Source organism: Pseudarthrobacter sp. alpha12b (genome assembly GCF_054130495.1).
Genome location: NZ_CP196746.1, coordinates 3,233,229 through 3,252,565 on the forward strand (window position 1 = coordinate 3,233,229; position 19,337 = coordinate 3,252,565).

A 19,337-nucleotide genomic window follows, 5' to 3' on the forward strand; every position below is an offset into this window, starting at 1 on the left:
GGGGTTAGCGGAGGACAGGGCATGGGAGTCACCATGGGCGGTCCCGCGTTCGTTCCCGTCACCAGCGCGGCAGACCAAGGAGCACCATGAGAATTCCGGACACCAGGGGCCCCGTCAGCAGCGCACTGTTTGATGTCCTTGCCCAGGCCCCGGACACCGCCGGCCCGGACGTGGACCGCCTGTACCGCCTGGCGGCAGGGCATGTGGCCGCAGCCGGAGACATCATCGGCGACGAGGACATCCAGTTGACCCTCTTCTGCCTTTACGAACTCCATTACTCGGGCCTGGACGGTGTCCCGGACACGTGGGAGTGGGAGCCGGACCTGATCAGGGTCCGGCGGCTGATCGAGGAACCGTTTGAGAAGGCCCTCCGCACCGCAGCACACCAGGCCGCCGGCACCTTCGAACTGCCCGCCGGCACCACCATGACCAGCGATGCCATGGCCAACGTCCTGTTCGGCCTCGCCGCCACGGACACGGGTCCCAGCCTGTCCCGCTACGTCGCCAGGAAGGCAAGCCTGGCGCAGCTCAAGGAGTTCCTGGTCCACAAATCCATCTACCAGCTGAAGGAAGCCGACCCGCACACGTGGGCCATTCCCCGCCTCAGCGGAAGGCCCAAGGCGGCCCTGGTGGAAATCCAGGCGGACGAATACGGCGGCGGACGGCCCGGGCGGATGCACAGCGCACTGTTCGCCAGCACCATGCGCGGCCTGGGCCTGGACGACAGCTACGGCGCCTACGTCGATGCCGTTCCCGCCGTCTCCCTGGCATCCGTGAACCTCATGTCGCTCTGCGGCCTGAACCGGCGGCTCCGGGGTGCCATCACCGGCCATCTGGCAATTTATGAAATGACGTCCTCCCAGCCCAACCGGTTCTACGGGAACGGATTCCGCCGTCACGGCTTCGGCACGGACGTCACCGGCTACTTCGACGAGCATGTGGAGGCCGACGCCGTCCACGAACAGATCGCGGGCCGGGACCTGGCCGGCGGCCTGGTGGAGGCGGAGCCGCCCCTCCTGGCGGACGTGTTGTTTGGGGCGACTGCCGCCATGGCCCTGGACGCCCGCCTGTCCGCCCACCTCATGTCCTCGTGGGACGCCGGAGAGACTTCGCTGCGGACATCGATGCCGGCGGCAGCGTGACAGCTCAGGACCTGGCAAAGCAGCAACAACGATGAATGCGGCAGGCATGAACCCCGAACAGCATGGAACAGGAGCCCACCCGGACCCGGAACCAGCGGCGAGCTCCATCGTGGTCTGCCCCGACGGGCCCCTGATTATCAGGGGTGAGTTCGAGATTGTTACCCCGTCCGGCGACGCCGTACCCCGGGACCGGAAAACCGTTGCCTTGTGCCGGTGCGGGGCGTCCGCCATCAAGCCCTACTGCGACGGCACGCACAAGATGATCAAGTTCCGCACCGGGCCTCCGTCGGGCTAATCCAACAACCGTATTAATCCACCAGTCCGTATCAGTCCACCAGGCCGCCCCCAGCCGGCCACGCCCTTGCCCTGACCGGGACGGGTGTGAGGCTAGGCTGGAGGCAGTCCGTTTTCCGCCCGCAAGGAGTACTACGAATGAACCTTCTCATCAAGCTGCTCGGGACCGGTGTGAGCCTCGGCGCAGGCCTGGCCGGCACCAAGCTGGTCAACACCATCTGGGAAAAGACCACCGGGCAGAAAGCGCCCACCGGCAAGAACGAGGATGTGCCCACCAGCCTGCGGTCGGCCTTGACCTTCGCGCTGATCTCGGCGTCGGTCAGCGCCATCATCCAGGTCCTGGCAAACCGAGGCACCCAGCGCGCCATCACCCGGTTCGCCAAGACGCAGGACATCGTCTAGCAGCGAGCGCTACCGGCCGCCGTCGGGGTTGTCCTTCAGGGCAGCCTCGGCGGCGGCTTTTTGCACCACGGCTTCCAGCTCGTCGGCCGTGAGCAGCTCCCGGTGCAGGTGCTTGGTGCGGTACCCCGCGCGGCCCACCATGTGGGCGGACACCGGCACGGTGAGGAGCTGGAAGATCCACGCCACCACCAGGACGGGCCACACCCACCACGTCCGCATCTGCAGCCCGATGGCCGCCAGCAGCAGGAACAGGCCCAGGACCTGGGGCTTGGTGGCGGCATGCATGCGGCTCAGCAGGTCGGGGAAGCGCAGCAGGCCAACGGCGGCGCCCAGGGACATGAGCGCCCCCACCACCATGAGCACCGCTGAGACGGCGTCGATCCACCCGTCAGGTCCGGAAAAGTCAGGATTCATCAGGCTTTACCCTTCGGTCCGCCACAAATCGGGCCACGGTCACGGATCCGATGAAACCGATGATGGAAATGGCCACCACCAGCATGAGGTTGTTCAGGTGCCGGTTCACTGCCATGTCGATGCACAAGGCTCCGGCCAGGATGGCCAGCAGCACATCGGTTGCCAGCACGCGGTCCAGCAGTGACGGGCCGCGGGCAATCCGCACGATGGCGCCGGCCGCAGCAAGCGAGAAGATGACGGCTGTAACAGCCAGGACAATGTGCATCACGCAGCGGCCTCCGTTCGGACGGCTTCGAGTTCCTCCGGGCTGCCCATGATGCGGATCAGGCCTGCCTCGATGGACCGCACTTCGTTCCGCAGGCCCTCGACATCCTGCTTGGAGGCGATGTTGAGCGCGTGCAGGTACAGGGTGGACGTGGAGCGGTCCACCTCGACCACCAGTGACCCCGGGATCAGGGAGATCACATGCCCGGTGGCGGTGACGATCAGGTCCTGGTGGCTCCGCAGCTTCACCGCGACGACGGCGTTGGTCACCTTGGGGCCGCGGACCGCGGCCAGGTACAGCACCTGGGCGCTGGCCACCACCACTTTGCCCACGAAGGCCAGCGCAAAGGGCACGGCATAGAGGATGTTGAACCGGCCGCTGAGCTCCACCGGCGGAAGGTAGAAGAGCCGGGCCACACCCACGGCCAGCAGGGCGCCGAACAGGAGGTTACCGGGACTGAAATCCTGCCACAGGGCGCCCCAGACAATCACCAGCCAGACCAGGAGGGGCAGCTCCTGGCGCAGGGAAATGCGTTTGCGGCTCATCGCACTCCTCCCACGGCCGGGGTGGCCGGAACGGGGACATCGCTGCCCAGCACCGCCTGGATGTACGGTGTCCGGTCAAGCATGTCCCGGGCCGCCCGGTCCGAAAGACCGAACAGCGGCCCGGCAAAGACGGTCAGGGAAACACCGAGCACCACCAGGCCCGCCGTGGAGCCCACCATGGTGCGCGGCAGGAGCGTCACGGGGTTTTTGACCTTGGCGCCCGGACCGGAAACCCTCGCCGCAGGAGTGGCGAGGAGCACGGGATCCGGATGCTCGGCGTCGGTGGGGCGGCGCCAGAATGCACGGTTCCATACCCTTGCGATGGCCAGCAGCGTCAGGAGGCTGGTCACCACCCCGCCGATCACCAGTGCGTAGGCCAGCGGCGTGCCCAGCTGCACGCCGGCCTGGAGCAGGCCAACCTTGCCGAGGAATCCGGAGAAGGGCGGGATGCCGGCCAGGTTCATCCCGGGGATGAAGAACAGCAGGGCCAGCAGGGGCGAGAGCTTGGCGAGTCCGCCCAGCCGGTCCACGGACGAGCTGCCGCCGCGGCGCTCAATAAGGCCGGTCACCAGGAAGAGGCTGGTCTGGATGGTGATGTGGTGCGCCACGTAAAACACCGCCGCCGCCAGCCCGGCAGCCGAAGACATGGCCAGCCCGAACACCATGTAGCCGATGTGGCTGACCAGGGTGAAGGAGAGGAGTCGCTTGATGTCACTTTGGGCCAGGGCACCAAGGATGCCCACCACCATGGTCAGCAGCGCCACCACCATCAGGGGCGTGTTCAACGTATCGCCAGGGAAGAGCAGCGTCTCGGTCCGGACCATCGCGTAGACGCCCACCTTGGTCAGCAGGCCTGCGAACACGGCCGTGACAGGTGCTGGCGCCGTGGGGTAGGAGTCGGGGAGCCAGAAGGACAGCGGGAAGACGGCCGCCTTGATGCCAAACGCCACCAGCAGCATCACATGCAGCAGGGTTTTGGTGCCCTGGTCCAGTTCACCCAGCTTGATGGCCAGGTCCGCCATGTTGACCGTTCCGGTAGCCCCATACACCATGGCGATGGCGATCAGGAACAGGACCGAGGACACCACGGACACCACCACGTAGGTGACGCCGGCCCGGATGCGCGGCCCGGTGCCGCCCAGGGTCATCAGCACGTAGCTTGCCGTCAGCAGGATCTCGAAGCCGACGTAGAGGTTGAAGAGGTCCCCGGAGAGGAACGCGTTGGACACCCCTGCCACCAGGATCAGGTAGGTGGGGTGGAAGATCGAGACCGGAGCGTCGTGGTCGCCGTCGGCCATGCCCTGCCCGGTGGCGTACACCAGGACGGCAAGGCTCACTGCGGAGGACACCACCAGCATCAGTGAGGAGAACTGGTCCACCACCATGACGATGCCGAATGGCGGCAGCCAGCCGCCGATGGTCACGGCAGCGGTGCCGCCGTTCCAGGCGGCTGCCAGCAGCAGGCATTCCAGCGCCAGGGTCAGCGAGAGCAGGGCGATGCTCACCGCGCGCTGGGCCCGGGTATGCCGGATCAGCAGGAAGGTCAGGGCGGCGCCCAGGATGGGAAGTACGACGGCGAGCGGGGCAAAGCTTGCGATGTTCACTTTCCGCCTCCTTCCGGGCTGGGGTCGATGTTGAGTGAGCCGGGCTTTTCCTCCGCGGCGGCATGTTCAGCGGGCATCTCCCGGCCGCCAGCCACGACGGTGGCCACCGGCCGGTCCGTTTCCGGGCCCCCATCCCCGGCGGACGCTTGGTGGTTTGAGACGTCGCGGCCGTCCGAACCGAGCATGGTGAGCGGGAACTCGGAGGTTTCCGCCGGAACTTCGGCGTCGTCCTCGGCGTCGAAGCTGGGGGTTGCCGCCACGCGGCGGTCTTCCAGGTCGTCCTGGATGTCGTCCTGGCGCGCCAGCACCCAGGTGCGGTAGATGATGCCGAGCATGAACGCCGTGACTGCAAAGGAAATCACGATCGAGGTCAGGATCAGGGCCTGCGGAAGCGGATCGTTGTAGTCCTGGGCCGGTGTGTCCTTTGCGAACAGCGGAGCCAGCCCGGCGTATCCCCCGGTGGACAGGATCAGCAGGTTGGTGGCATTGGCCAGCAGCATCAGCCCCAGCAGCACCCTGGTGAGGCTGCGTTCCAGGATCAGGTAGATGCCGCAGGCATACAGGGCACCCATGACGATCAGCAGGGTCAGGTTGACGCTCATGCGTGGCCCTTTGCGGTGGTCTCGGCGGGGACGGTGTGGGGCTCCAGCGGCGGCTCCATGTCCCGTTCGGCTTCCAGTTCCGGCTGCCCGGGACGGTCCTCGTTCGGTTCGTCCTGCTGCGCGGCGGCCGCCGACCGTTCCTCCATGTGCTCATCAATCTCGGCACCGAGGCTTCGCAGCACGTCAAGGACCAGGCCCACCACCACGATGTACACGCCGATATCGAAAATCGTGGAGGTGACGAATTTGATGTCGCCGAATACGGGCAGCCACACCTGGATGATGGCGGACTGGAACACCTGGCCGCCCAGCAGGAGCGGCACCACGCCGGACACGGCAGCCAGGGCCAGGCCTGTGCCCAGCAGCGCACCGGCGCTCAGCGGCGCAGCCTCCCGCAGCTCGAAGCGGCCGCCTGCCAGGTAGCGGATGGTCAACGCCAGCCCGGCGGTGAGGCCCCCGGCGAAACCGCCGCCCGGCAGGTTGTGGCCGGCCAGCAGCAGGTAGAGCGAAAAAATGATCATCGAGTGGAAGATCAGCCGGGTGACCACCTCGAAGATGATGGAGCGCCGTTCGGGGGCGAGCGTCCGGCCCGCCACGATCCAGGGATCACGGGCAGCGGCAGCGAACTTCCGGCTGATGGCCAGGGCCGCGCCGTCGCGGGAGCCGGGATCCACGCCGTGGCGGCGCCCCACCGTGCCTTCGGCAACGGACGCGGAGGCCTGCAGGCGGTCGCCGCGGCCGCGGACGAAGATCAGGCTGGCGACGCCGGTGGCGGCGAGCGCCAGGACGCTGATCTCGCCGAAGGTGTCCCAGGCGCGGATGTCCACCAGGGTCACGTTGACCACGTTGAGGCCGCCGCCGCCCTCGTATGCAAGCTGCGGGAACTGCAGTGATACGGGGATGGCGGTCCGGGCACCCATCGCAAAAATCGCCGCGAACACCATGGTCACGCCGAACCCAAGACCGATGATGACGCGCACCACCCGGTATTTACCGCCGGTCCGGTCCCGGAGTTCGGGCGGCAGGCTGCGCATGGCCAGGACGAAGGCCACCAGGATGATGGTTTCCACCAGCATCTGGGTCAGGGCAAGGTCCGGAGCACCCTGCAGGGCGAACACCAGTGCGATGCCATAGCCGGTCACGGACACCATCAGCACTGCAAGGAAGCGCTTGTTCGCCTTGACGGCGGCCAGGGCGCCGATCACGATGCCCACCCCTGCCACGAGCTGCAGCGGGGAGTTCGGGTCCACCAGGTACACGTCCTGCGGCAGGGCGTTGCCGCCAAGCAGGATGGCGGCGAGCGGCAGGACGAACGCCACGCTCAGGATCACGGCAAGGTAGAAGTACAGTGAGCCGCGCTGGGTCCGGCCGGTAATCCAGACGGCCGCATCGTCCAGCGCACCGATGGTCAGCTGGTAGGCGCGGTCGCCGTCCACCCATGCCGGGACCAGGGACTGGGCCCGGGCCACCGCGTTGCGGCCGACGTACATGGCAGCGCCGAGCACAAAGGTGAGCGTTGTCAGGCCCAGCGCGGGGGTCAACCCGTGCCACAGCGCAAGGTGCCCTGCCTGCGACGCCGGAGTGCCGGCGTCGGGCGCGGTTGAAGCGAAGAGGGCGGCGTACGGCTGGATCCAGGCGTCCACCGGAACCGGCCAGAGGCCGTAGGCGATGGTCAGGATGCTCAGGATCGCTGGGGCGGCCAGGAAAGAGGGCCTGATGGCCTTGAAAGGGGTGGGGTCCACACCGGGCTTGGCCGCGAACGCACCCCACATGAAGCGTGCGCTGTAGGCGAAGGTGAAGATGGAGCCCACCACCAGCCCCACCAGGACCACAGTGCCCCACGGGCCGGAGTGCGGGTCCGTGGCGTGGTGCACGAACGCTTCCAGCACCGATTCCTTGGCCACGAATCCGGCCAGCAGCGGAACGCCGGCCATGGACGCGGCACCGATGCCGGCCACGATGCCCAGCGCACGGGAGGAGCGGAAGACGCCGGAGAGTTTGCGTACGTCGCGGGTTCCGGACTGATGGTCGATGATGCCCACTACCAGGAAGAGCGTGGCCTTGAACAGGCCGTGGGCCAGCAGCATGGCCAGGCCTGCCAGCGCGGCGTCGCGCGTGCCCAGGCCCACCACCATGGTGAGGAAGCCGAGCTGGCTGACGGTGCCGTAGGCGAGGATCAGCTTGATGTCGGTCTGCCGCAGTGCCCGGTAGCCGCCCACCAGCATGGTGGCCAGGCCCAGCCCCAGGACCACGGGCTGCCAGTACGCCGTTTCCGAGAATCCCGGAGCGAGCCGCGCCACCAGGTAGATGCCTGCCTTCACCATCGCCGCGGCGTGCAGGTAGGCGCTGACGGGGGTGGGCGCGGCCATGGCGCCCGGGAGCCAGAAGTGGAACGGGACCAGCGCGGACTTGGTGATGGCACCCACCAGGATGAGTACGACGGCGGCGCTCACCACGCCGCCGGACGTCCCGGCAGCCAGCGCGGGCGCCTGCTCCAGGATGCCGGAGATACGGTACGTGCCGGCGGTGTAGCCCAGCATGATCAGGCCCACCAGCATGGCCAGGCCGCCGGCGGTGGTGACCATCAGTGCCTGGAGGGCGGAACGGCGGGCGGCAAGCCTGGTCCGGGCAAAGCCAATCAGGAGGTAGGACAGGATGGTGGTCAGTTCCCAGAAGATGAACAGCAGCAACAGGTCATCCGCGGTGACCAGGCCGAACATGGCCCCGGCGAACGCCAGCAGCTGGGCGCCGAACGCGCCAAGGTCCTGGTCCTTCCTTTTGAAGTAGCGGCCGCAGTAGACCAGCACCAGGGCGCCGACGCCGAGCACCAGCAGGGACATGACCCAGGCCAGCGCGTCCATGCGGAAGGCGAATTCCAGATGGAGGCTGGGGATCCAGTCGAAGACCTCCGTGACCGCCCCGGGTCCTGCGTAGATGGGGTTGTGCTGGAACATCAGCCAGCCGAAGGAAACCGCCGGAACAGCAGCCAGCGCGTAAAAGGCGTTGCGGCCCCAAAGCCTGAAGAGGAGGGGCGCGAGGACAGCCACCGAAAAGTGCACGGCAAGGACTGTGATCACTGTATTCTCCGCAACGTCAGGAATTCGATTGTCAAAAGTTGGAGCAGGCGGCCAAAAGTAAGGTTCGGGAGGGTTCAGTTTACCAAGGCCCGTCCGGTATCCTTTCCCGTTTTACGGACCGCAAAAGCCAGAATCCCCGGCATCAAGGGCCCGCTCTCCACCGGGTGTTCGCCACGGGCGGATACGATGCATCGTATGAACAGCGCCAGCGCTCCAGGGGCGACGCAGCCCGCCTCGGATCTTGTTGCCGGAACCGGATCCTCGAGCAAAGGCCAGGTCCTGGCCTGGGCTTCCTGGGACTGGGGCTCAGCGGCCTTCAATGCAGTGATGACCACGTTCGTCTTCACTGTCTACCTGACCTCCCGCGCCTTCGGCGGCGAGGACAGCGCCTCGGCAGTCCTCGGCGCTGCCTTGGCGGTTGCCGGGTTCGCCATCGCACTGCTGGCCCCTGTCACCGGCCAGCGCTCTGACGCGGGGGGCCGGCGCAAGCTGTGGCTGGGAGTCAACTCGGCCGCCGTCGCCATTCTCACGGCCCTGTGCTTTTTCGTGTTCCCGCACCCGGAATTCCTGCTCCTCGGCGTGTCCCTGATCGCGCTGGGCAACGTCTTCTTCGAATTCGCCGGCGTCAATTACAACGCCATGCTGGCCCAGGTGTCCACGCCGCGGAACATCGGAAAGGTCAGCGGTTTTGGCTGGGGCGCCGGCTACCTGGGCGGCATCGTGGCCCTCCTGATTGTCCTGCAGCTGTTCGTCCAGCCCTCCTTTGAATGGTTCGGCGCATCCACTCAGGACAGCCTCAATATCAGGCTGGTGGCTGTCTTCTCCGCCCTGTGGTTCTTTGTCTTCGCGCTCCCCGTCCTGTTCGCGGTCCCTGAACTGCCCCGCTCCGTGCAGGCAACGCGCCTGGGATTCCTCGCCAGCTACGGGCTGCTGTTCCGGCGTATCAAGGCCATCCACGCCACCAGCCCGCACACCATCTACTTCCTCCTCGCCAGCGCCGTGTTCCGGGACGGCCTCGCCGCCGTCTTCACGTTTGGCGGCGTCATCGCTGCCGGCACCTTCGGCTTTGCCCTGCCGCAGGTCATCTTCTTCGCCATCTTCGGGAACGTGGTGGCAGCCATCGGCGCGGTGATCGGCGGGTTCCTGGACGACAAGGTGGGACCCAAGGCCGTCATCACCGGCTCCCTGGTGGGCCTTCTGATCGCCGGGAGCGCAATCCTGGCCCTGGGGAACGGCAACTATGCCTTCTTCGGCATGGAATGGGCCGGCAGCACAACATTCTGGGTCTTTGGACTTTTCCTCTGCCTGTTCGTGGGTCCCGCCCAGTCCTCCTCCCGCGCCTACCTGGCCCGGCTCGCGCCGCACGGGGAATCCGGCGAACTCTTCGGTCTCTACGCCACCACCGGCCGGGCTGTCAGCTTCCTGGCGCCGGCCCTGTTCACGCTGTGCATCGCCGTGGCAACCCCGCTGGTGCCTGCCGGGCAGGCGCAGCGGTGGGGCATCCTGGGCATCATGGTGGTCCTCCTTGCAGGGCTCCTGGTGCTGCTGCCGGTGAAGGCGCCGGAGAAGGCACCCATCGCTGTAGTACCCGCCCACTGAAACACCTTCCCGTCCTGTTCCAGGGCCCGGCCGGGTGTTGCCAGGCAGACTAGGCTGGAGTCATGAACGTGGACGAAACGAACCTTCCCGGCCTGGGCCGCCGGAAGGATTTCATGACCGCCTCCGGTCGCCGCATCGGCGTTGTGGAACTCCGGGAAGGCCAGACGGAACTCATCGTTTCCACCTGGGACGATCCCGATACCTGCCAGGCTTCCATTCCGCTCACCAGCGACGAAGCAGCCACCCTGGGCAACCTCCTGGGCGGCCAGCACCTGGCCATGAAGCTCGCGGAAGAGCACAAGGACGTTCCGGGCATCGTCACCCGACAGTTCTCCATCGCGGCGGACTCCCCGTTCCAGAACCAGCCCATGGGCAAGGCGTGCATCCGCACCCGGTGCGGCGTGTCAATCGTGGCCATCATGCGCGAGGGTGAGGTGCTGCCCTCGCCAGGACCCGACGTCGTCCTCCACCCCGGCGACCTGCTGGTGGCAGTGGGTACCCAGGAAGGCCTCGACTCGGCGGCCGACATCCTGCGCCGCGGCTAGTTTCGATGGACCCGTTGGCCCAGACCCTCGTTGAACTGGGGGCCGTTGTGTTCTGCCTCGGCCTCCTGGCCAGGCTGGCGGGACGGATCGGCATGTCGCCCATCCCCTTCTACCTGCTGGGCGGCCTGGCCTTTGGCGCCGGAGGCATCGTCAAGCTTGAAGGCATGCACGAGTTCGCACATCTCTCCGGCGAGATCGGCGTGATCCTCCTGCTGCTTATGCTCGGGCTGGAATATACGGCTGCGGAGCTCTTTACCGGCCTGCGACGCTCCTGGCAGGCCGGCGTCCTTGACCTCGTCCTGAACTTCCTGCCCGGCGCCGGACTTGCCCTGCTCCTGGGATGGGGCGGGGTGGGCGCCATGGTGATGGGCGGCGTCACCTACATTTCCTCGTCAGGCATCGCCGCCAAGGTCATCACGGACCTCGGGCGCCTTGGTAACCGAGAAACCCCTGTGGTGCTGTCCATCCTGGTTTTCGAGGACCTGGCCATGGCCGTGTACCTGCCCATCCTCACGGCTACGCTCGCAGGCGTGAGTTTCCTCGGCGGGCTCACCACCGTGGGTATCGCCCTGGCCGTTGTCAGCGTGGTCCTCATGGTGGCGCTGCGGCACGGGCACCATGTTTCCAAGGCAGTGCACAGCGAGAACTCCGAGGTCTTCCTGCTCAATGTCCTCGGGGCGGCCCTGCTGGTGGCGGGCGCTGCGTCCGCCATGCAGGTGTCGGCGGCCGTGGGCGCCTTCATGCTCGGCATTGCCATCTCAGGCTCCACCGCCCACAACGCCACCCGGATCCTTGAGCCGCTGCGGGACCTGTTTGCGGCCATCTTCTTCGTGGCCTTCGGTCTCAACACGGACCCTTCGTCCATCCCGCCGGTCCTGGGGTGGGCACTTGTCCTGGCGGTGGCCACCGCAGCAACCAAGATGGCGACCGGGATCTGGGCGGCGAAGCGGGCCGGAATTGCCCGGCCCGGCCGCTTCCGCGCCGGTGCCGCGCTGATTGCCCGCGGCGAATTCTCCATCGTGATTGCAGGCCTGGCCGTTGCTTCAGGCGCTGTCCCGCACCAGCTCGCGGCGCTGGCCACCGCCTATGTGCTGCTGATGGCGGTGATGGGCCCGCTGGCCGCGCGCTACGTGGAACCCTTGGCCAAACCATTTATCCGGAGGCCGGCGGTCGCACCACAGCTCTAGCCTGGCGGCGCAGCTCTAGCGTGGGCGCGCAGCCCTAGCGTGCGCGCCTGGCCGGCACCGGTGGCCGCGTGCCGGCTTCCGACGCGCTAAATCCTGGTGCGGTGGAAGTTCAGGTGGCTGCGGCTGGCGGTAGGACCGCGCTGGCCCTGGTACCGGTTGCCGTATTCCCCCTGGCCGTACGGGTACTCCGCGGCCGAGCTTAGCCGGAAGAAGCAGAGCTGGCCGATCTTCATGCCCGGCCACAGCTTGATGGGCAGGGTGGCCATGTTGGACAGCTCAAGGGTGACGTGGCCGGAAAAGCCTGGGTCAATGAAACCTGCGGTGGAGTGCGTCAGCAGGCCCAGCCGGCCCAAGGACGACTTGCCTTCCAGGCGCGCTGCAATGTCATCAGGCAGCGTCACGGTTTCGTAGGTGGACCCAAGGACAAACTCCCCCGGGTGCAGGATGAAGGCTTCGTCCTGCTCCACTTCCACCAGGCGGGTCAGCTCGGGCTGCTCCTGCGCGGGGTCGATGTGCGCGTACTTGTGGTTGTCGAACAACCGGAAGAATTTATCGATCCGGACATCCACGGACGACGGCTGGACCATCGCGGGATCGAACGGTTCCAGCACAATCCGCTGGGTATCAATTTCGGCACGAATGTCGCGGTCAGAGATCAGCACCGTCCCAAATTACCGTATCGGTTATCCACAGCTGCACTTTCCCGTTGTTGCTGTGGCCTCGTGGGGCTAATGTTGCCAATGAAAGCCGCCGGAATGGTCTCCCGGACGGCGTAACAGAGCTGGGGATGTTGTGAATAAATTAGTGGCACCGTCTTTTCTTGGCGTGCTCTGCGCGTTGGCGCTGGTCTCTTCGTCCGCCACCGCGCCTCCCGCGCCACCGTCCTTTAATCAGGCGGGGGCAACCGGCATCTCGCTGGCAGCTCCCCTGGTGCGCCACGACGGTGCGGCGGACAGGGGGGACGGTTCCGCCGGGAGCCTTACCCCGGCCGTGGACCCGGACATCCGGGTCGCTTCACCCCTGCCCCAGGCCACCCCCGCGCCGGCTCCCGCGCCCGCGCTTACCACTGCAGTTCCTTCCACGGTTGCGGTTGCACCCGCCACGGAAACGGCGCCATCGCCTGCACCGGCTGCCACCTCCGCCGAACCCGCCCCGCAGACGGTGTCCATCCCTCCGCTCTGGGCGCCGGACCAGGACCTTGCCACACCATCAACAACACAACTCGCGGCTCCCGAATCTGCTGCCGCCCTTCCTTCCACGCAAGCCCTGGTCCCGGACAGCAATTCGTCAGCCATCCTCACCGTATTCACCAAAATCAACGAGTACCGCGTGGCCAACGGCCTGAACAAGGTGAAGTACCACCCCACGGTGGCCGGGATGTCGCAGGAGTGGTCGGACAACATCGCCACCCGTGAGGTAATCGAGCACCGGGCCAGCTTCTGGACCGATCCCCGCGCCCTGAATCCCACCAGCGCCGGTGAGGTCATTGCCATCCGCACCGACCGCGACGCCGCCCAGCTCGTGGAATGGTGGAAGGGATCCCCGGGCCACAACGCCATGCTCCTCGACCCTCGTTTCAATGTGATGGGCGCAGGGATCTCCTACACCAACTCCACCTACCAGATCTGGGGTGTGGTGAACTTCTTCGGTTACACCACGCTCCCGGCCGGTACCCTCGATTCCCCCGGCGGCGGATCCGGGGGTGGCTTCCCGCCGCCACCGCCAAGCCTGTGCGATGCACCTGTCAAGCACATGCCACCCACCCTCAACCTTGCCGCCGCCGCAATCACCGGCCCGGCCGACCTCGTCTCCGTCGACTCCGCCGGACAGCTGCTCAACCGGGCGTCCACCGGGCCCCGCACCTACGCCGCTGCCAAGGTGATCGGCTCGGGCTTTGGCGGAGCCAAGGAAGTCTTCGTCACTGACTGGGACCGCGATGGCGCATACGACGTCCTGACCCAGTGGGCCAGCGGCAACCTGACGCTGCACCGGGGCATCGCCGGCGGCGGCTTCCAGGCGCCCATCACCCTGGGCGTTGGCGGATGGGACACGCTGACCCTGGCGGTGGGAGGCTGGTGCGCCAACAACCGGATGCCGCAGATCCTGGCCCTGGACGGGACTGGAAACCTGTTCCTCTACGGCAACAAGGGCACCGGCGATATCTCGCAGCGTGTCAGCATTGCCACCGGTGTCTACGCCTCCCGGCTGTCCATGGTGGACTACGACGGTGACGGTTTCCAGGACATTCTGGGGCTGAAGACGGACGGCACCGTGCAGCTCTACCGCGGGTGGGGTGCCACCGCGCTCCGCGCAGAGACCCGGCCCACCGTCGCCAGCGGCTGGACGGACGTCACGGGTATCCGGGCGCTGCGCAATGTCACCGGGCTGAACTCCACGGGCGTGGCGCTCCGCCGGGCCAATGACGCAGTGCAGTACTGGGACCTGAGCTCCGGAAGCCTGGCGTCGCCGTCGAACATTGCCGGGCCCTGGACCGGGCAGCGGCTGGCACAGTAACCCGGGTGGACTGACTCAGACGGCCGGCTGGAGTTCCAGCACGTTCTTCAGCCGGTCAAGCTGGGCCACGTCGGAATTGACGCGGCGTTGAAGCATCCCGTTAAAAAAGGTCAACCTGCTGAGGAACCCGAACCGTCCTTCGCGCTTCGCTTCCATGGCAAACCGGACCCGGGTCCCGGCGTCTTCGGTGCTGAGGTAGTAGCCGCCCCAGCGGGTGGCAGGCCCGGAAACGATGTGGAACTGGATTTCAGCACCGGGCCGCACATTGGTGATCTCCAGCTCGGCGGGAATGCTCAGACCGGAGCGGCCGGCAACCATTTTGCGGTACACGGCGCCCTTGGTTTCGGCCGGGCCCTGCACGAGCTTCACGCTGCGGACATCGCTCCGCCAGGCGGGAAGATTGGTGGCGTCAAGGAGGTACTGGTAGACGGCCACGGCGTCGCGTTCTATGAGGACCTCGTGCTCTGCGATTGCCATGAAGAAATTCCTGTGGTTGACGTCGGCTGCCGCAACAGCTGCCTCCCCCAACGCGGCCGCTGCCCGGATCAGGTTAGCCACCGCCCAGCGCCCGGACCTAGCCGGCACCGCGGACGTTATTGAAGAGTTACTGGATGACGTCATGCGTGTGGGGACACGGAATCGCCGTGTAGCCGGGTTGGCAGGGAGCCCGCGGATCTGCGCTAAGCTAAGTTTTGCCCCGCGCGAGCGGCGGCGCTGCGGCTGTAGCTCAATGGTAGAGCGCTAGCTTCCCAAGCTTGATACGCGGGTTCGATTCCCGTCAGCCGCTCCAGTCCTCCCGCCTCCCCGTACAGAGCAGCCTCCCCCGAAGCCCATTAGGTGCACGGGTGTAGTGTCGGTAGCCAGGAACCTTTTCGGTTCCGCTACAGGAGCAATCATGGCTGATAAGTCCCCGCGTCAAACGGCATCAAAAAAGTCCGGCAAGTCCATCAAGGAAAAGCGCGCAGACAAGAAGGCCGCCGCCGCGCCGGCCAGCTCCCTGGACATCACGTCCACCAAGGCCGCTAAAAAGAAGTGAGTGGCCAACAGTCCCAGCTGAGCCTGGGCGTCCTGGCCTCCACGCGTAAACCGGACGAGCTGCGCGTACCCATCCACCCCCTGCACTTCGAACGGATTCCACGCGAAATCCGCGGGCGCATCATCCTGGAGCAGGGCTACGGCAAACGTTTCGGTGTCCCGGACAGCCACCTCTCAACCCTGGTGGGTCGGATGGCGGCGAGGGAAGAGCTGCTGGCCGCGGCCGACGTCGTACTCCTGCCCAAACCCCAGCCGGAAGACCTTGCCGAGATGCGCGATGGGCAGGTCCTCTGGGGTTGGCCGCACTGCGTCCAGGACCGTGCCATCACCCAGCTCGCCATCGACAAGAAACTCACCCTCATCGCGTTTGAGGCCATGAACCACTGGGCAAGCGACGGCGGTTTCGGCTTGCACGTGTTCCACAAGAACAACGAGCTGGCCGGCTACTGCTCCGTCCTGCATGCGCTGGCATTGACAGGTTCCACCGGGGACTACGGGCGCCGGCTGAACGCCGTCGTGATCGGTTTCGGCGCCACGGCCCGTGGCGCTGTGACGGCACTGAACGCGCACGGCGTCCACGACGTCCAGGTGCTTACCAACCGCGGCGTGGCCGCGGTGGGCGCACCCATCCATTCCGTGAACATCGTGCAGTTCGACCACGACGCCGAGGCCCCCTACCTGAGCCAGGTCATCACCGAACGGGGCCGGGTTCCGCTGGCACCGTTCCTCGCCGAAAGCGACATCGTGGTCAACTGCACGTTGCAGGACCCGAACAATCCGCTGACATACCTGCGGACAGAGGACCTGGCGGCATTCAGTCCGGGCAGCCTCATCGTTGATGTTTCCTGTGATGAGGGCATGGGCTTCAGCTGGGCCCGGTCCACCTCATTTGCCGATCCGATGTTTACGGTGGGTGACCACATCAACTACTACGCGGTGGACCACAGTCCCTCATTCCTCTGGAACTCCGCCAGTTGGGAGATCAGCCAGGCCCTGCAGCCGTTCCTCGAAACGGTCATGGGCGGTCCGGCCGCTTGGGAAAGCAATGACACCATAGCGCGGGCCATTGAAATCCGTGACGGCGTCATCAGGAATGACGCTGTGCTGCGGTTCCAGGAGCGAGGGCCGGAGTATCCGCACCAGGCGCCGCAGATGGCAGGCCTTTAGGCACCGCGTCTATGCAAGGTGCCTGGGTACGGTCCTAGGCACCTGCGTGGCGGCTGACGATCCTCACCGGGCGGCGGCCCTTCAGATCCATCCGAAGCTGCAGTGAGCCCTTCCGTGCCAGGATGGCAGCCACGGTTATCGCCGCGAGTGCGGGCACCCCGCCGGAGACCAGCAGGGCAACATGCGGATCGGCGTGTTCCGCGATCCAGCCCAGCATGGGGCCGCCCAGCGCCTGGCCCCCGATCAGCACCATGATGTAGAGGCTCATCACCCGCCCGCGGATCCCCATGTTGGAGCTGACCTGCACCAGCTGGTTGGACCCGGTGAGGAACATGAGGCACCAGAAGCCGGACAGCACCATCACCACCCCGAACCACACCATGGACGGGGCGAGGACTGCCAGGCAGAGCATCAGGCCATACATGCCGGCGCAGAACACCACGGACCGCAGGCGCAGCTGCCGGCGGCGGGTGGACGCCACGGCACCGGCCAGCGCGCCGAGCGCCACCAGGGCGTTGAGGAGACCGTACCCGCCGGCGCCTACCTTGAAAACGTGGTCGGCGAACGCGGCCAGCAGCACCGGCAGGCTCATGGCAAAGACAGAAATGAAGCCGGCCATCAGCCACGGCCAGTAGATGGTGGGCTTGCTCAAGGCATAGCGCAGCCCCTCCCGCAGCATTCCCTTGCTCTTGGGGGTAGGGGCGTTGACGTACAGCTGGTCCTTGCGCAGGATCAGGAGCATCGCAACCGTGGAGCAGCAGGCTGCGGCGTTGGCCGCGAACGCCCAGCCGGCGCCTACCGCGGTCAGGAGCAGGCCAGCGATGGCAGGGCCGATCAGGCCGCCCAACTGGAACGTCGTCGAGTTGACGCTGATGGCATTCCGCAAATACTTGGGGCCAACGAGCTCATTGACGAACACCTGGCGTGCCGGCTGGTCAAGGACCGTCACCAGGCCCAGGACCAGGGCGATGGCGTAGACGTGCCACACCATGATGACGCCGGTGAGGGCAAGGGTGGCCAGCAGTGCCGCCAGGATGGCGGCCACGCCCTGGCAGAGGATGAGGATCTTCCGCTTGGCGAACCGGTCGGCAATCATGCCGCCCCACGGACCCAGCAGCAGTGACGGCATGAACTGCAGCGCCACGGTGAATCCCACCGCTGTCACCGAGCCCGAGAGCTGCAGCACAAGCCAGTCCTGGGAAATCCGCTGCATCCAGATGGCGATGACCGCGATGAAGTGGCCGGCGGCGAAAATCCGGAAGTTGGGCACCTTCAGGGAGATGAAGGTGTGCTTCCAGGGGAGCCGCTCCGTGGTGACGGGAAGCGGCTGGGTTTGATTGTCGGGCGGCGCCGAGCCTGCTGCGTCGATGACTGGTTGGGAGACGGAAGCCGACGAAGGCGGAGGCGGTGCCACAGGGAGGTCCTCAAAATTGCGGGCGGTCTGGGATGTCCTTAACGCTAGGCTGGCCGAGGAGATTATGGAGAGGTATGGTCCCTATAACTCGTATTGCAGAACGTAATACGCCCAGCCACGGGAGACTCCGGAGTCCACAATGTTCGAACCAGCCCAGCTCCGCTCCTTCCTGGCGGTGGCCGACACCCTGAGCTTCACCAAGGCCGCGGAACGCCTGGGGCTGGCACAGCCCACCATCAGCCAGCACATCCGCAAACTCGAAGCGGCCGCCAAGCGCAGCCTGATCACCAGGGACACCCGCGACGTCAGGCTCACGGACAACGGTGACGCCATGGCCGGTTTTGCCCGCAGCATCCTGTCCGCGCACGACGCCGCCGCCCGCTACTTTTCGGGATCGGCAATGCGCGGACGGCTGAGGTTCGGCACCGCTGACGACCTCGCCATCACTGGGCTCCCCCGGATCCTGCGTGAGTTCCGGCAGATCTACCCGCAGATCAACTTGGAACTGACGGTGGGGCAAAGCGACCAGCTGTACCGCAAGCTAAACGCCGGCCAGCTGGACTTGGTTTTCGTTAAGTGGGTGGCCGGGGCAAAGGACGGCACCGTGGTCCAGCATGACTCGTTCTCCTGGGTGGGCCTGGAACAGACCATGCTTGAACCGGGGACGCCCGTACCGCTGATTGCATACCCGGCGCCCAGCCTCAGCCGGAAACTGGCCATCGATGCGCTGGAAGCCCACGGCAGGACCTGGCGGATCACCTGCGCCACCCGGCAGATCAGCGGGGTGCTCGCGGCGGTCCGCGCGGGCATCGGCGTGGCCGTCATGCCCACCTCACTGGTACCCGAAGACCTGAAGATCATCACCCGGCGCTTCGACCTTCCCCCTGTGGGGGACGTGGACTTCACCCTGATCCGCAACCCGTTGGCCAACGCTGAGGTGATCGACGCCCTCACCCAGTCGATCGTAGGCAGGACCATTAACCGCCAAACTTAACCCTCCGGCACCTCGAATTCCAGCATTTAGGGTAGTTAGGGGGTCCGTGTCCATTGATAGGGGAAGTGGCATCACCTATGCTCTATTACCAAGGTCAAGCAGCAGGCCGCGTTCACTAACCACAAACGCGCTTCCGCATGCCGGCCCGCGTTTGGGACAGGCAGCCAATGACGACAGCCAGGAACACCCATCTCAACTCTGCGCACGCTCGCCCGTACGCCGAAGCCCGGCCTTCCACCCGCCAGAACACCCTGGGCAGCGGACGGGCCTCCGTTGACACCGGATACGTCGGGAAGCCCACCTGCGACAAGTGCCGTACGGACGAATTTGTCTACCTTGAGTCCTACATCCCTCCCACGTACCGGCGCGATGGCAGCGTGGCGGCACTTGGCGAAGTGGCTTACACCTGCACCCACTGCGAGGAATTCTCGGCCCACAACGTCCCGGTTACCTGGACACCGCCCGGCTGGTACCTGGGGTAAGAAAGCGGCCAGGTCTTACGCTGCGCAATAAGCGCGGAGGTTAACATCAGGAAGG

20 protein-coding genes and 1 tRNA gene are annotated in these 19,337 nt (G+C 66.2%); 12 read left to right on the forward strand and 9 right to left on the reverse strand.

All coding sequences use genetic code 11. The features are described from left to right. Positions 1-86: 86 nt before the first annotated feature. The 3 genes from ACTAQI_RS14975 to ACTAQI_RS14985 all read left to right on the forward strand — a co-directional run bounded on the left by ACTAQI_RS14975 (position 87) and on the right by ACTAQI_RS14985 (position 1,838). Positions 87-1,142 carry an iron-containing redox enzyme family protein gene (locus ACTAQI_RS14975; protein ID WP_457946894.1) on the forward strand — a complete coding sequence of 352 codons (1,056 nt, stop codon included), beginning with the start codon at positions 87-89 and terminating at the stop codon, positions 1,140-1,142. Positions 1,143-1,188: 46 nt separating this feature from the next. After that, entirely contained in the window at positions 1,189-1,437 is a 249-nt protein-coding gene (locus tag ACTAQI_RS14980; protein WP_457946895.1) for a CDGSH iron-sulfur domain-containing protein, read from the forward strand. 137 nt (positions 1,438-1,574) lie between these two features. Beyond that, positions 1,575-1,838, forward strand: a complete 264-nt coding sequence (locus ACTAQI_RS14985) for a DUF4235 domain-containing protein (protein ID WP_457946896.1) — start codon at positions 1,575-1,577, stop codon at positions 1,836-1,838. Between the two features lie 9 nt (positions 1,839-1,847). On the opposite strand, the gene mnhG is transcribed toward ACTAQI_RS14985, so the two are convergent. From mnhG to ACTAQI_RS15015, 6 genes are read right to left on the reverse strand one after another with little or no spacing between them, the layout of a single operon-like run. Then, positions 1,848-2,252, reverse strand: coding sequence for a monovalent cation/H(+) antiporter subunit G (gene mnhG / locus ACTAQI_RS14990; protein ID WP_457946897.1), 405 nt, complete (start codon positions 2,250-2,252; stop codon positions 1,848-1,850). Next, positions 2,242-2,517, reverse strand: coding sequence for a monovalent cation/H+ antiporter complex subunit F (locus tag ACTAQI_RS14995; RefSeq protein ID WP_457951072.1), 276 nt, complete (start codon positions 2,515-2,517; stop codon positions 2,242-2,244). Before ACTAQI_RS14995 ends, mnhG begins: the two co-directional genes overlap by 11 nt. Then, positions 2,517-3,062 (reverse strand): Na+/H+ antiporter subunit E, encoded by a 546-nt coding sequence (locus ACTAQI_RS15000; protein WP_457946898.1) that lies wholly within the window; start codon positions 3,060-3,062, stop codon positions 2,517-2,519. The genes ACTAQI_RS14995 and ACTAQI_RS15000 overlap by 1 nt, the downstream gene beginning before the upstream one ends. Then, on the reverse strand, positions 3,059-4,666 hold the full coding sequence (locus ACTAQI_RS15005) for a Na+/H+ antiporter subunit D (RefSeq protein ID WP_457946899.1): 1,608 nt from the start codon (positions 4,664-4,666) through the stop codon (positions 3,059-3,061). The genes ACTAQI_RS15000 and ACTAQI_RS15005 overlap by 4 nt, the downstream gene beginning before the upstream one ends. Next, entirely contained in the window at positions 4,663-5,268 is a 606-nt protein-coding gene (locus ACTAQI_RS15010) for a Na(+)/H(+) antiporter subunit C (protein WP_457946900.1), read from the reverse strand. Before ACTAQI_RS15010 ends, ACTAQI_RS15005 begins: the two co-directional genes overlap by 4 nt. After that, positions 5,265-8,345 carry a Na+/H+ antiporter subunit A gene (locus tag ACTAQI_RS15015; RefSeq protein ID WP_457946901.1) on the reverse strand — a complete coding sequence of 1,027 codons (3,081 nt, stop codon included), beginning with the start codon at positions 8,343-8,345 and terminating at the stop codon, positions 5,265-5,267. Before ACTAQI_RS15015 ends, ACTAQI_RS15010 begins: the two co-directional genes overlap by 4 nt. A 195-nt stretch (positions 8,346-8,540) precedes the next feature. Here ACTAQI_RS15015 and ACTAQI_RS15020 point away from each other — a divergent pair, with 195 nt between their 5' ends. The 3 genes from ACTAQI_RS15020 to ACTAQI_RS15030 all read left to right on the forward strand — a co-directional run bounded on the left by ACTAQI_RS15020 (position 8,541) and on the right by ACTAQI_RS15030 (position 11,676). Next, positions 8,541-9,944 carry an MFS transporter gene (locus tag ACTAQI_RS15020; protein WP_457946902.1) on the forward strand — a complete coding sequence of 468 codons (1,404 nt, stop codon included), beginning with the start codon at positions 8,541-8,543 and terminating at the stop codon, positions 9,942-9,944. Between the two features lie 62 nt (positions 9,945-10,006). Beyond that, complete coding sequence (locus ACTAQI_RS15025) at positions 10,007-10,489, forward strand: cation:proton antiporter regulatory subunit (RefSeq protein WP_457946903.1); 483 nt, start codon at positions 10,007-10,009, stop codon at positions 10,487-10,489. 5 nt (positions 10,490-10,494) lie between these two features. Next, the gene (locus ACTAQI_RS15030) at positions 10,495-11,676 is read left to right on the forward strand and encodes a cation:proton antiporter (RefSeq protein ID WP_457946904.1); all 1,182 of its coding nucleotides are present in this window, start codon (positions 10,495-10,497) and stop codon (positions 11,674-11,676) included. An 86-nt stretch (positions 11,677-11,762) separates the two neighbouring features. Here the strand turns inward: ACTAQI_RS15030 and dcd are convergent, their stop codons facing one another. Beyond that, positions 11,763-12,338 carry a dCTP deaminase gene (dcd, locus tag ACTAQI_RS15035; RefSeq protein WP_457946906.1) on the reverse strand — a complete coding sequence of 192 codons (576 nt, stop codon included), beginning with the start codon at positions 12,336-12,338 and terminating at the stop codon, positions 11,763-11,765. Between the two features lie 142 nt (positions 12,339-12,480). Between dcd and ACTAQI_RS15040 the strand changes: the two genes are divergently transcribed. Further along, on the forward strand, positions 12,481-14,190 hold the full coding sequence (locus ACTAQI_RS15040) for a CAP domain-containing protein (protein ID WP_457946907.1): 1,710 nt from the start codon (positions 12,481-12,483) through the stop codon (positions 14,188-14,190). Between the two features lie 15 nt (positions 14,191-14,205). Here ACTAQI_RS15040 and ACTAQI_RS15045 read toward each other — a convergent pair whose 3' ends face one another. Then, positions 14,206-14,667 (reverse strand): SRPBCC family protein, encoded by a 462-nt coding sequence (locus ACTAQI_RS15045; protein WP_457951073.1) that lies wholly within the window; start codon positions 14,665-14,667, stop codon positions 14,206-14,208. Between the two features lie 239 nt (positions 14,668-14,906). Here ACTAQI_RS15045 and ACTAQI_RS15050 point away from each other — a divergent pair. The 3 genes from ACTAQI_RS15050 (at position 14,907) to ACTAQI_RS15060 (ending at position 16,392) form a co-directional block, all read left to right on the forward strand. Beyond that, a tRNA-Gly gene (locus ACTAQI_RS15050) sits at positions 14,907-14,980 on the forward strand. 105 nt (positions 14,981-15,085) lie between these two features. Next, positions 15,086-15,226, forward strand: a complete 141-nt coding sequence (locus ACTAQI_RS15055) for a hypothetical protein (RefSeq protein ID WP_168223187.1) — start codon at positions 15,086-15,088, stop codon at positions 15,224-15,226. After that, positions 15,223-16,392: a N(5)-(carboxyethyl)ornithine synthase gene (locus ACTAQI_RS15060; RefSeq protein ID WP_457946908.1), complete on the forward strand. Its 1,170-nt coding sequence runs from the start codon at positions 15,223-15,225 to the stop codon at positions 16,390-16,392. The genes ACTAQI_RS15055 and ACTAQI_RS15060 overlap by 4 nt, the downstream gene beginning before the upstream one ends. A 34-nt stretch (positions 16,393-16,426) precedes the next feature. Here ACTAQI_RS15060 and ACTAQI_RS15065 read toward each other — a convergent pair whose 3' ends face one another. After that, positions 16,427-17,806 (reverse strand): MFS transporter, encoded by a 1,380-nt coding sequence (locus ACTAQI_RS15065; RefSeq protein WP_457946909.1) that lies wholly within the window; start codon positions 17,804-17,806, stop codon positions 16,427-16,429. Positions 17,807-17,945: 139 nt separating this feature from the next. Here ACTAQI_RS15065 and ACTAQI_RS15070 point away from each other — a divergent pair, with 139 nt between their 5' ends. Continuing rightward, positions 17,946-18,800, forward strand: coding sequence for a LysR substrate-binding domain-containing protein (locus ACTAQI_RS15070; RefSeq protein ID WP_457946910.1), 855 nt, complete (start codon positions 17,946-17,948; stop codon positions 18,798-18,800). A 167-nt stretch (positions 18,801-18,967) separates the two neighbouring features. Then, positions 18,968-19,282, forward strand: coding sequence for a hypothetical protein (locus ACTAQI_RS15075; RefSeq protein WP_285247974.1), 315 nt, complete (start codon positions 18,968-18,970; stop codon positions 19,280-19,282). Positions 19,283-19,337: the final 55 nt, after the last annotated feature.

Bases quoted from the DNA above. Each gene is read 5' to 3' on its own strand.
- ACTAQI_RS15010 (WP_457946900.1), bottom strand. From the start codon at position 5,268: ATGAGCGTCAACCTGACCCTGCTGATCGTCATGGGTGCCCTGTATGCC.
- ACTAQI_RS14980 (WP_457946895.1), top strand. From the start codon at position 1,189: ATGAACCCCGAACAGCATGGAACAGGAGCCCACCCGGACCCGGAACCA.
- ACTAQI_RS15070 (WP_457946910.1), top strand. From the start codon at position 17,946: ATGTTCGAACCAGCCCAGCTCCGCTCCTTCCTGGCGGTGGCCGACACC.
- ACTAQI_RS14975 (WP_457946894.1), top strand. From the start codon at position 87: ATGAGAATTCCGGACACCAGGGGCCCCGTCAGCAGCGCACTGTTTGAT.
- ACTAQI_RS15025 (WP_457946903.1), top strand. From the start codon at position 10,007: ATGAACGTGGACGAAACGAACCTTCCCGGCCTGGGCCGCCGGAAGGAT.
- ACTAQI_RS14985 (WP_457946896.1), top strand. From the start codon at position 1,575: ATGAACCTTCTCATCAAGCTGCTCGGGACCGGTGTGAGCCTCGGCGCA.
- ACTAQI_RS15075 (WP_285247974.1), top strand. From the start codon at position 18,968: ATGACGACAGCCAGGAACACCCATCTCAACTCTGCGCACGCTCGCCCG.
- ACTAQI_RS15030 (WP_457946904.1), top strand. From the start codon at position 10,495: ATGGACCCGTTGGCCCAGACCCTCGTTGAACTGGGGGCCGTTGTGTTC.
- ACTAQI_RS15000 (WP_457946898.1), bottom strand. From the start codon at position 3,062: ATGAGCCGCAAACGCATTTCCCTGCGCCAGGAGCTGCCCCTCCTGGTC.
- ACTAQI_RS14995 (WP_457951072.1), bottom strand. From the start codon at position 2,517: ATGCACATTGTCCTGGCTGTTACAGCCGTCATCTTCTCGCTTGCTGCG.
- ACTAQI_RS15020 (WP_457946902.1), top strand. From the start codon at position 8,541: ATGAACAGCGCCAGCGCTCCAGGGGCGACGCAGCCCGCCTCGGATCTT.
- ACTAQI_RS15055 (WP_168223187.1), top strand. From the start codon at position 15,086: ATGGCTGATAAGTCCCCGCGTCAAACGGCATCAAAAAAGTCCGGCAAG.
- ACTAQI_RS15045 (WP_457951073.1), bottom strand. From the start codon at position 14,667: ATGGCAATCGCAGAGCACGAGGTCCTCATAGAACGCGACGCCGTGGCC.
- mnhG (WP_457946897.1), bottom strand. From the start codon at position 2,252: ATGAATCCTGACTTTTCCGGACCTGACGGGTGGATCGACGCCGTCTCA.